The organism is Nocardia sp. NPDC127526 (assembly GCF_042672265.1).
In the GTDB taxonomy this organism is placed as follows: Bacteria; Actinomycetota; Actinomycetes; order Mycobacteriales; family Mycobacteriaceae; genus Nocardia.
Genome location: NZ_JBHXVO010000014.1, coordinates 60,833 through 71,626, shown reverse-complemented (window position 1 = coordinate 71,626; position 10,794 = coordinate 60,833). Strand labels below are relative to the sequence as shown.

Annotated in this window: 10 protein-coding genes; 6 read left to right on the top strand and 4 right to left on the bottom strand. The window is 67.5% G+C overall.

What is annotated here, in order from left to right; genetic code table 11:
• Nucleotides 1–38 precede the first annotated feature (38 nt).
• Nucleotides 39–974 carry an NAD(P)/FAD-dependent oxidoreductase gene (locus ACFVIV_RS22470; protein WP_379199267.1) on the bottom strand — a complete coding sequence of 312 codons (936 nt, stop codon included), beginning with the start codon at nucleotides 972–974 and terminating at the stop codon, nucleotides 39–41.
• Between the two features lie 45 nt (nucleotides 975–1,019).
• On the opposite strand from ACFVIV_RS22470, the gene ACFVIV_RS22465 reads away from it, so the two are divergent.
• Both ACFVIV_RS22465 and ACFVIV_RS22460 read left to right on the top strand, forming a co-directional pair.
• Nucleotides 1,020–1,484: a MerR family transcriptional regulator gene (locus ACFVIV_RS22465; RefSeq protein ID WP_379199265.1), complete on the top strand. Its 465-nt coding sequence runs from the start codon at nucleotides 1,020–1,022 to the stop codon at nucleotides 1,482–1,484.
• A gap of 89 nt (nucleotides 1,485–1,573) precedes the next feature.
• Nucleotides 1,574–1,798: a hypothetical protein gene (locus ACFVIV_RS22460; RefSeq protein WP_379199263.1), complete on the top strand. Its 225-nt coding sequence runs from the start codon at nucleotides 1,574–1,576 to the stop codon at nucleotides 1,796–1,798.
• Between the two features lie 36 nt (nucleotides 1,799–1,834).
• On the opposite strand, the gene ACFVIV_RS22455 is transcribed toward ACFVIV_RS22460, so the two are convergent.
• Nucleotides 1,835–2,458: a LysE family translocator gene (locus tag ACFVIV_RS22455; RefSeq protein WP_379199261.1), complete on the bottom strand. Its 624-nt coding sequence runs from the start codon at nucleotides 2,456–2,458 to the stop codon at nucleotides 1,835–1,837.
• A 114-nt stretch (nucleotides 2,459–2,572) separates the two neighbouring features.
• Between ACFVIV_RS22455 and ACFVIV_RS22450 the strand changes: the two genes are divergently transcribed.
• From ACFVIV_RS22450 to ACFVIV_RS22440, 3 genes are all read left to right on the top strand, one after another.
• Nucleotides 2,573–3,037 (top strand): Lrp/AsnC family transcriptional regulator, encoded by a 465-nt coding sequence (locus tag ACFVIV_RS22450; RefSeq protein ID WP_379199410.1) that lies wholly within the window; start codon nucleotides 2,573–2,575, stop codon nucleotides 3,035–3,037.
• Nucleotides 3,038–3,163: 126 nt separating this feature from the next.
• Nucleotides 3,164–5,998 (top strand): hypothetical protein, encoded by a 2,835-nt coding sequence (locus tag ACFVIV_RS22445; protein ID WP_379199259.1) that lies wholly within the window; start codon nucleotides 3,164–3,166, stop codon nucleotides 5,996–5,998.
• Between the two features lie 91 nt (nucleotides 5,999–6,089).
• Complete coding sequence (locus tag ACFVIV_RS22440; protein ID WP_379199257.1) at nucleotides 6,090–6,608, top strand: hypothetical protein; 519 nt, start codon at nucleotides 6,090–6,092, stop codon at nucleotides 6,606–6,608.
• Here ACFVIV_RS22440 and ACFVIV_RS22435 read toward each other — a convergent pair.
• Together ACFVIV_RS22435 and ACFVIV_RS22430 are read right to left on the bottom strand one after the other, a co-directional pair.
• The gene (locus ACFVIV_RS22435) at nucleotides 6,595–7,926 is read right to left on the bottom strand and encodes a tetratricopeptide repeat protein (protein WP_379199255.1); all 1,332 of its coding nucleotides are present in this window, start codon (nucleotides 7,924–7,926) and stop codon (nucleotides 6,595–6,597) included. The two genes, ACFVIV_RS22440 and ACFVIV_RS22435, sit on opposite strands and share 14 nt — an antisense overlap.
• Before the next feature lie 89 nt (nucleotides 7,927–8,015).
• A complete protein-coding gene (locus tag ACFVIV_RS22430) occupies nucleotides 8,016–9,659 on the bottom strand; it encodes a DUF4331 domain-containing protein (RefSeq protein ID WP_379199253.1) in 1,644 nt (547 codons plus the stop codon).
• 362 nt (nucleotides 9,660–10,021) lie between these two features.
• Here ACFVIV_RS22430 and ACFVIV_RS22425 point away from each other — a divergent pair, with 362 nt between their 5' ends.
• On the top strand, nucleotides 10,022–10,750 hold the full coding sequence (locus ACFVIV_RS22425; RefSeq protein ID WP_379199251.1) for a hypothetical protein: 729 nt from the start codon (nucleotides 10,022–10,024) through the stop codon (nucleotides 10,748–10,750).
• The last annotated feature ends 44 nt before the right edge of the window (nucleotides 10,751–10,794 follow it).

The following is a 10,794-nucleotide window of genomic DNA, read 5'->3' as shown; positions in this document are numbered from 1 at the left end:
CTCGCGCGCGGCGGAGTGATAACCCGAGTCATCCGGAATCACCCTCTCGCGAACGGATTCGGGAGCGCGAAGTCCTCGCTCAGCAGATCCTGGTCGAGCGCGGACGCGGCGACCGTGCCGGCCGCCGCCGCGGCGATGACGGCCGCGAGCGGCACGGGCAGCGACGCGCGGTGGGCCATATCGCCGGCCGCGTGCACGCCGGGCACGCTGGTGCGCCCGAACTCGTCGACCTCGACGCAGCCGTCGGCGAGGAACGCACAGCCCAATCGGGCGGCGAGGTCGCTGTGCTGGCGCGGCAGGTTCTCGACGAAGACCGCGTCCCGGTCCAGGGGCGGGCCGGACTCGAAGACGATTCGGTCGAGTGCGCCGTCCTCGCCGTCGAATCGCGTGACGGGCTCACAGCGCACATCGATCCGATTGCGCTCCAGCACATTCCGGAGATCCTCGGCCAGGGGCCGCCCGCCGGTGCACAGCACGACATCCTTGGCGAACCGGCTCAGCTGCAAGGCCAATCGCACCCGCGGACCGGTGGATCCGAGCACGGCGACCGGTTTACCCGCGCACTCGTAACCGTGGCAGTAGGGGCAATGAAAAGCCGATCGGCCCCACAGCCCGGCCAGCCCGGCGATATCGGGCAGCTCGTCGGCCAGCCCCGTGGCGAGCAGCAGCCGCCGGGCGGAGAGCCGATCACCCGCGGCGGTGCTCACCTCGAAGCCGCCGTCCGAGATCCGGACATCCGTTGTCGTGCCGTCGCGCACCTCGACCGACGGGTACGCGCTCAGCTCCGCCCGCCCGATGCGCCGCATCTCCTCCGGTGGCGTCCCGTCCCGGGTGACGAAGTTGTGCACCGCATCGGCCGGACCATTGCGCCCGTGGCCCGCGTCCAGCAGCAGCACACTGCGATGCACCCGCCCCAGCGTCAGTGCGGCCGCCATTCCCGCGGGTCCGCCACCGAGAACAATCACGTCGAACATGGTTTCCTCCTTGACTTCTCCGCAAGTCTGCAAGTTAATGTCAACATGAGGTCAAGTGATCGGGAGATGTCGATCGGCGAACTCGCGGCGCGGTTCGATCTCGCCCCGCACGTCCTGCGGCATTGGGAAGCCATGGGCCTGCTGGTCCCCACCACCCGGCGCAACGGCCGCCGCCGCTACGACGCCGGCCACATCGCGCGGGTGGCCATGATCGTGCGGGGCAAGGCCGCCGGCATGAGCCTCGAACAGCTGGCGGAAGTGCTGCGCTCCACCAGCCGCGACCAGCGCCACGAGGTGCTGCGCCGCCACCACGCCGAACTGGAGCTGCGCCTGCGGCAGCTGGAAACCTCCAAATCGATGATCGAGCACGCCATGAGCTGCGACGCCGAGGATTTCACCCAATGCCCCGCCTTCCGGCGCCTGGTGGCCGAGACCGCCGATGCCCGCCACGATCCGGCCTGCGCCGATACGCTCGGCACATCGAGCACCGGCTCCGGACGACGCCGGTGAATTCGCGGTCGCGGATGTCGTATCGGGCGGTGCGCCGATCGTCTTCTGGGTAGAGGCCGTGGAATCACCACGCCGCGCGAGGAGGAACGATGAAGTATCTGCTGTTGTTCGTGGACGACGAGAAGTTCACCGCCGAGTTGGAGGCGATGGCGCCGGCCGAGCGGGAACAGGCGTATGCGCGGGTCGGGCAGTGGCTCGCCGACCATGCCGACAAGATCAGCGGGGGCGGGAAACTGCAACCGCCGCACACCGCGACGACCGTGCGGCTGTCACCGTCGCCGGCCATGTGGAGGACCTGCCGCCGGAGGAGATGATGCGGTGCATGGCCGCCATGGGCGAGTGAATCACGGTCACAGCAGGCGCTCGATCGGCAGCAGCACGCCGACCACGATCATCGCCGCGCCGGAGATCCGGGAGATCGACTGGGCCAGCGCGGGTTTCGCCGTGAGTATGCCGCGCGCGCACAAGCCTACGACGGTGTAGAAGACGCCGCAGGTCCCGACGAACAGCAGGCCGAGAAGGCCGAGCTGGAGAGGGAGCGGCAGGGCGGCCCGCTGGTCCGTGAATTGCGGCAGCATGGCCAGAAAGATCAGCAGGCCTTTGGGATTGAGACCGCTGACTCCAATGCCGGTCAGGGTCCGGCGTAACCCGGGCTGCTCGGTCCGCGCGCCGGTTACCGAGTCGGCAAGGGACCCGGTGGGTTTGCGGAGCACCGAGGTTCCGAGATAGACGAGGTAGCCGGCGCCGGCCACGGTCAGGGCGGTCAGGAAGATCGCCGACCGGCCGAGCACGGCGCCGACCCCGCCGGCGACGAGCAGGGTCAAGCCGAGATAGCCGAGCATCAACCCGGCGACAGCGGGGAACACCACCCGGTCCCGGGCCCCCGCAGCCAGAATGAACGCCCAATCCGGGCCGGGCACGATGATCAGCAGCAAGGTCGTGCCCCAAAAAGCCAGCAGCAGCGTCGGGTTCATGGCGTCCGCCCTCCCGAGGGGATATCCGGCGTGCTGGAAACGCTATCCCGATCGCCGGCGAAGAGGTTGCCGAGTTTTGCCCGGATCCGCGCCGGCAGTGGAAGAATCATCGCGATAGACGCCATTGATCGGAAGATTCTTGCGGAGCTGCAACGCGATGGCCGAGTGAGCATCACCGATCTGGCCTCCCGCATCGGCCTGAGCATTTCGCCCACCCATCGCCGCCTGCGCGATCTGGAAACCAGCGGCGTCATCCGCGGCTACCGGGCCCTGGTCGATCCCGAAGCGCTGGGCCTCAGCTTCGAGGCGCTGGTCTTCGTCACCATGAAGCAGGAGGATCGCGAAACCCTGCTCGCCTTCGAGCGGGCCTTGGCGGCGATCCCCCATGTCCTGCAAGCGCAACGGCTTTTCGGTGATCCGGACTATTTGATCCGGGTTCGCACCCGCGATCTGGCGGCCTATGCCGAACTCGAAGACGACACCCTGGCCGCACTTCCGGGGGTGCAGCGGCTGAACTCGACACTGGTCATGAAACAAGTGGTCACCGACCGCGCGATTCCCACCGCAGCACCGAACTGAATCGCATCCGGCATTTCACCGGGAATCCGCAATTCTCGGTACTTTCGCGAAACGCACTGTGCAGAACGGCGTTTCGCGGAACGATATTGGCTGGGCACAACGCCATGAGATCGAGGGGGCGCCACGGTGGCCGAGTCCGATATCGATAAATACGTCAGACTTCTGCGCAAATTATTCGTACCGGACGAACATCCGCGCACCCGGACCGCCCTGTGGCACGGGCTGCTGCGGCGCGACGGGTCGCAGCTATCGCCGCCCATGGTGTGCCTGGTCGGCGCGAATGCCGAGGGCAGCACGGTGCGGTCGGCGACCTATAGATGGCTGGAGGCGTCACATCGCCGGGCCGCGCCGCGCGTGCATCTCGCCGTCACGACCCGCCCGCGCGATGCGGAGTACCCCGATCCGAACGAAGCGGCGGTGGAGGACTGCCTGTGGATTCTCGACCGCCTGCGGCTCGGGCTCGCCACCGGCAATACGGGGATGGGCTCCCTGGTCTTCCCGCGCTACAACATGCTGTCGTGGGTCCTGGGGCAGCGCTTCGGCGCCGGTGACGATGCGCCGGAGGAATTGCGGAGCCGGATGTCGCAACTGCTGCGCGCTGGTCGTCGCCGGCCACGGCGAGGCGTCCCGGCCGACGGCGCGGTGTCCAATATCGCGGAACGCGTTCCGCTGACCGTCTACCTGGTGCTGGCGCTCTGGCCGGTGCTGTGGGTGTGGCTGCGGTTGAGCGGACGGGTGCCCGTGCTGTCCCGGGAGGTGCGGTGGTTTCTGGGGCAGCGATATCTGAGCCCCGAACTATCGGATGGCTTCTTGGATTTCGCCGGTCGCCTCACCTGGCCGAGCCGCAGTGGAGAGGATCCGGACCAGGTATCGAAGCTGCTGGTGCACGCCTTCCTCGAGGATCTGCGCCACGCCTACCGGCGACGTTTGCTCCGGCCGTCGAGCTGGCGGCGCACCGCCTATCCGGTGGTGCTCGTTCATGTGGCGGACGCCTCCGATCCGGCGGCCGAACTCATGCGCCGGATCAACGAGATCCGCAATGAAACCGGTGTCTTCGACCCGCTCGTCGTGGTGGCGACCATGGCGCAGGCGCCGTATGAGCAGCGGCTCGGCCGGCTCTCCCGGCTGCTCACCGAGAATTTGCAGGATACGAACGCCGATCAGCCGGAATACGATCCGCTGGAATATTGGAAGGCGCGAATCGAGGAGCGTCGCCGCCGCCGGGCACGCGAATCCTGGTATCTCCCTGTGCGATTGACCGATGCGCTGGCCGGGGTCGGTGAACTCGGCTCGCCGAAGCTCGCGCGTCCGCCGAAAGCGCCCTGGTTCGCGCGGCGCGGGGTGCCCTCGGGAACGGTGTTGGCGCTCATCGTCGTCTCGGTCGTCGCGGCCTCACCGACCGTCGGACCCCAGCTGCGCGAGGGCTGCTGGCGGTGGCCATGGGAGTCCGGGATCGGGGTGGCGGTGCACGGCGGGGAGTGCGTGGGCTACAGCGACAGTGAGAGCCTGATTTTCACCGATGACGCCGAGCTGCGGGAAATGCAGCGAGAGGTGTTCCGGCAGAATCGGATCGCCGAGGACATCCACCGCCGCAATCCGAGAAAGACCCTGGTCTCGGTGGTCTACTTCGCCGGGCTCACCTATGTGGACGACAATGTGAAGTATCCGCACGCGCAGGTGGAGGAACTGGCCGGATTCGCGATACGCCAGCGGCGCGCGATCGAGGAGAGCAGCGAATCCGAACCGCTGCTGCGGGTGATCATCGCCAATGGCGGATCCACCATGCGATACGCCTCCTGGGTGGCCGAACATCTGCTGAGCCGGATCGTGCGCGCGGACTCCACCCTCATCGGCGTGGTCGGCCTGGACCGCAGTACGGCCGAGACGCGCCGGGCCATCGCGCTGCTCGGTGCGAGCGGGGTGCCGGTCATGCCGACCACCTTGTCGGCCGATGGGCTCACCGAGGTGTCGCCGCTGTATTTCCAGCCGGTCCCGGGCAATCTGACACAGGCGCGGCTGGTGGCCGACTATTACCAGGGAGCGCGCTATCCGGAAGGGGATGCGCGGCAGGGACAGCCGCGATACACCGGCATCACCCTCTATCACTGGAACGATCCCGACGACATCTACGTGAAATCGCTGACGGATGGGGTTCGGAACGAACTGCGCGGGCGCGGAATAGCTTTCGAGGAAGTGTCCTGGATTCGCCAGCAGGAGATGGCCGACTGGCCCGCGCCGTGCGCGCAGCCGCAGCCCGACCGGCAGCGGCTGCACTATTTCGCCGGCCGCAACCACGACTTCGGGGCCTTCGTGGATTCGCTCACCCGCGGCTGCCCCACCCCCGAAACGCTGGCGATCCTCGGCAACGATGCGGTGACCCGATTCATCGCCGACCCGACCGCCCGCGCGGCCGCCCCGCCGGGACTGCCGATTCGCTATGTGGCCAAGGCCGTTCCGGTCTTGCTCGGTGGGGCCGAATGTGTGCGCGAAGGCCGCGGCGTGCTGGGCGACGAGCCGGTGCATCCGGACTATCTGGATATGTGCCGGCGCTTGAAATCCCTTGTCGACCAGCTCGATCTGTACGAGACCGCCTGGCCGGGCGACCGCACCGGACTGGCGTACGACGTCGCGGGAGTGTTCCTGGAGGCCGTGCGTCGCAATCAGGCCTATCTGGCGGAGACCGCCGCCGGCACCGTTCCCGCTCGGGCCGCCATCGCGACGAAACTGCGCGAGATCGACTATCAAGGGGTGACCGGGGTACTGGCCTTCAGCGCCTCGCGAATCGCCAATGACACCACCATCGGAATTCTGTACACCGAGGACGTGAGCGATGAGAAGGCCTCGCAGCAATGCCTGTTGATGTACGGCAGAACCGTGGGCCCGAACACCGGGCGCGAGCCCGACGGATGCCCGGTCGGAACGCGCGGGACCGTCGAGGATTGGTCGCTGACCCCGCATTGAGCATTCGGGGTTACCCCTGAGCGGCCAATGGGGGTGAATTCCGGATTCGGTGGGCGGGCCACGAGCCTACGGTCTCCACCAGGAGGTCGTCATGAAGTCCGCTACCGTTCCGGTTGCCGTCGTCGGGTTGTACGCGGCGGTCGCCGGATTCGTGTTCTCCGCGACCGTCGCCGAGACGGTGTTGCTGTATCCCAATATCTTTCGCGATATTCCGGAATCGCTGGAGTTGACCGAGCGATTCATGAGCGCGATGGCGGTAGGGGATTTGATGCGGCCGTTGGGGGCCGGGCTGACGCTGTGCGCGCTGGCCGCTTTCGGTGCGGCGCTGTGGTACCGGGTGGGACGGGGATGGCTGATCGCCTCGCTGGTTTCGCTGATCAGCGGGCAGTTCCTGCTGTCGATTCTGTATTTGTGGCCGCGGGCCTCGGTCCTGTTCGATGATCGCGCCCGGCACACGCTCGACGAAATCGAGCGGGCCGCGACCGAATTCCAGGTGGGGCAAGGATTTCGGATACTCGCGTGCGGCCTCACCGCGGTATTCGCCGGAGTAGCCGCGCTCGTGTGTTATCGAGCGCGGCTGGTGCAGCGGCTATCGGTCAACGACGGTTGAGGGAATCGAGGGTTTGTTGCAGCCGGGGTGAGTGCAGCGGGGAGAAGTACGGGTTGATCCGCAGCGCCTCGGACAGGGTGTCGGCGGCCTGGTCGGATCGGCCGAGGGCGGCGAGGATCATGCCGCGGTGGTAGGCGAGGGTGGCACTGCGCCAGCCCAGGGTTGCCGCCTGGTCGGCATAGCCGAGGGCTTCTTCATTGCGGCCGGCCTTGTGCAGGGACCAGGCCAGGCCGTCGGCGGTGAGAATGCTCTGGCGGCGGTCGTATTCCAGCTGGGCCAGGCGGACGGCCTCGTTCGGGTCGCCGTGGTCGGCGGCGAGCAGGGCGGCGTCGAGGTATTCGGTGGCGCCCTGGGCGGCGAGTTCGGCCTGCTGTGCGGCGACCTCCCGGTACTTGCCGGCGGCTTCGCCGGGGCGGCCCGCCGATTCGAGCAGTTCGCCGAATTCGATCAGATATTCCGGCAGCGGTGCGATCTCGGTCAATTGCGTGTACAGGTCGATGGCCCGAGCGGAATCTCCCCGCGCGGCAGCGATTTTGGCCGTGCCCTGCAACAGGGCCGCGCTCTCCGGATTCGCCGGCAGTCCGGCCTTGTACTGAACCTCGGCCTCGTCCAGTTGCCCGGAATTGAAGGCCAGCTCGCCCAGGTGATACCGGGCGAATGCGATCTGATCGGCGGTATTCGCCGCGCCGAGCGCCATTTCCAGGGCCGCGCGCGCGTCCTCGGTGCGGCCGTGCAATTCCAGGTCGTAGGCGGCGCGGGTGAACGACGGCACACCGGGCCGCAGATCGAGCATGCGCTGGACGGCGGCGGTGGCGGCGTCGGCGTCACCGAGCTGGGTGTAGGCGTCGACGAGAACGCCGTAGACGTCGGCGCTTTCGGGGCGCAGCGCCAGGGCCTGTTCCCCGTAGGTGCGCGCCGCGGTGAAATCGTGCAGCGCGTTGGCGAGCACACCGAGCCCGAACAAGGCTTCGGCATTGCCCTCCGGCTCGATCTCGATCGACCGGTCCAGCGCCCGCTGCGCCTCACCGTAGTTCTCCGGATCGCCGGTAATGCGGGCCAGTTCGACATAGGCCGCGCCCAATTCGGCCCAGCCCGCGGCATTGCCGGGCACCCGTTCGAGCTGCTGCCGCTGCTGCGCGACCTTGGTGATCAGCGGATCGACGCTCACGGTCCGCGCGGAGTCGGCGGGAGATGTGTTGTCGGACAAGGCGATGGTCGTCCCCGCCGCGGCGGCGATCAGGACGAAGAGAGCGAACAAGATCAGTGCGGGCTGTCGGCGTATGCGGAAGAGTGCTCCGCGGGACTGGGTTTCGGACATTTCGCGGCCTCGAATGGGAGAGGTGGGGGAGGGGAGAACGCCCCGGGGACGGGACCGGATCGGGGCCGGTCCCGCCCCCGGGAGCGATATCAGGCGCTCGGCGGCGGATCGAGCGGATTCACCGCGCGCCTGCGGCGCAACAGCATCCAGCCGCCGAAGCCGAGCAGCGCGGCCGCGCCGACGCCACCCGCGACGGCGGGCATCGTCCACGACATCCCGTCCGTACCGGAGGGCGCCGCGGCGGCGGGCGCGGTCACGGTGCCGTCCGCCAAGGCTCCCGAGGTGTATTCCATACCGCGCGAAGGCAATGCGAGGTACGGGAAGGACTCGGAGAACTTCGCGTCATTGGCATCCACCTTGTCGCCCGCGGCGAGCGCGTCGACCAGCTGACCGGTCGCGGCCGCACCCTCCATGGCCTGCAAGGCGATATCGACGACGTCGTCGGTCAGCCGCCGCCCGTTCGGGAACCCCTGCAGATCACCGGCGAGCACGCCGAGCCGCTCCGGCGAGGCCGTTACAGGGATGGACATGTTGAGCCGCAACATCTCCGAGGGCTGGAACGCCTTGGCATTGGCATCCGCATTGAGGATCTGGGAATTCAGATCCGCCTGGATCGGCGGCGCGGTGCCGTCCAATGTCGGTGCGTTCTTGGCGATTCCGGTGAGGAAGATCTCCACCAGATCATTACGCGGCGCGGCCGGGGCCGGGATCTTGTAGATGGCCTCGATCAGCTTGGCCAGCTCCGGATCGGTGACCCGCTTCACCACCTCGGGAATGGTGGCGTCGGTGGCGGGGGAGATCCCATTGAACGCGTCCTTCAACTCGGCGGGCATGACCACCTCGTTCACCAGCGGATTACCCAGCCGCGACACCTGCACGGCCTCGCCGACCGGCTTGGCCTCGCCCGGGCTGAGCTGCATGGTGCGGCGCTCGGTATCGCTCCACACGCCGATCACCGGGTTGCGGGCCGGATCGTTCTTCAATGCCAGATCCCGCATGGGCACCTGCAGCACAACGGTATTGACATTGAACCCGGCGAGGGTATCGGTGCCGGTCTCCGACAGATCACCGCCGTAGAGCAGGTCGAACACCCGCAGATCCAGGAAGAACGGATCCTCCGCCGCGCCGACGTATACGCTGCCGCCGCTGGGCAGCGTCTCGGTCGCCTGCTCCCGCAGCGTCTGATAGTCGGGCATGGACGCCTCGCCGACATACGAGGGCGCCGCCTGCCCGTGCGCGATCGGCCGCCAGTCGTTCACCCCGTGGCTGACCGACACCGTGTAGTTCTGCCGAAACAGCAGATTCTCGTCGTTCAGGCTGGTGACCGGCCCATTGTTGTAGAGGAAGGTCGACCCGCCGCGCCGGTCGTCGGTGGTGAAGTTGATGCGATACGACAGGTCCGGTTTGCCATTGCCGTCATTGTCGATATTGATGTCGTAGTTCGCCTCGGTCGCCCACGGGTAGAAGTTCGGGCCGCCGTAGGCCGCCTGCACACCCCACCAGTTGGCGACGAGGGTGACGGTATCGGGCTTGTCCGGGCTGACGAACGCGTACACATCGGTGTTGTCCACCGCCGGATCCCCCGCGATGAGCGGGGCCTCCCGGTGACTGGAAGCGCCGGCGGTGGTCGGCAGCGCGAAGCCGCCCACCGTTCCGCCGAGCACGAGAACGCCGACGGTCGCCAGAGCGCCGGCGGCACGGCGGCGCAGGCCGCGCCGTGGTGATCGGGACATGAGATTTCCTTCGAATCCGGGTCGTGACACGCCTCGGAATCGAGACGGTGCAGCCATGGTCCGACCCGGGGTGACCTCGCCACATCGGCCGATCGACCTATCCCGGGGCGCGTGGGGAGTTATTCGATCCAACCGTTACGTGTAATGGAGATCACAAAGTGGATTTGACCGGCATAACGGACTGAAAGTTGGTTTCCAAGAAGCGTTTTCGAGTGCGATGACGTAGATCACTGTCGCTTTTAACCTCTAAGGGAGCTCTCAGGTTACTTTTTGGCAACAGTCTGCTGGACACTTGACTAAGGCGCTTGAAAAGCTCCCACTCCCGAAACCGGAAGTGCCCGCGCAAGAAAGCAATCACAGCCATGAAGTTCAGCAAAGTCGCCGCTACGTCGGCTCTCGTCATCGCGGCCCTCGGCGTCACCGCCGGTACGGTTCACGCCGACCCGGCCCCCGCTCCGGCTCCTGTTCTTCCCTCGGTGATCGACGGGATCAACCAGGGCATCGCCCAGGTCGCGCCGTCCATCCACTGGAACGCCCACGTCGAAGGCAACGCGGTTGTCGTCGAGACCGACAAGGGCTCCATGACCACCGACAACGGTCAGTTCCAGGTGCGCGACGAGCAGGGCAATGTGGTCGTGGGCCTCCCCCTCGAATACACCCTCGACGATCTCTCGCACCCGATCGACGCCGCCGTCGACGGCCTGCGCGCCACCCTCGTCCCCAGCACCGATCCGGCCGCCGCCCGCCCCGCGAGCATCGACCTGCGCCACAACGTGGTGAAGCAGGAGGCCTTCGATGACGCCGTCTCCGCCGCCTCCACCCAGTTCGGCATGATCACCGCCATCGGCACCCTGATCGGCACCGTCGTCGGCGGCGCCGCCGGCTGCGCCCTCGGCATCATCGGCGGCGCGACCCTCGGCCTGCCGATCCTGGAAGCCGGCGGCCTGGCCCCGGTCTTCGGCTGCCTCGCCGGCGCCGCCATGGGCATCCCGCTGGGCGCCGCGGCCGGCCTGGTGATCACCGGCATCCCCGCCGCGATCATCGTCGGCATCGGCTTCGTGCAGCGCATCAACGCGCCGGAGAACCAGTAATCACCGGGCGCCACAACTGAAAACACGGCAAGGGCCGGGTCGTC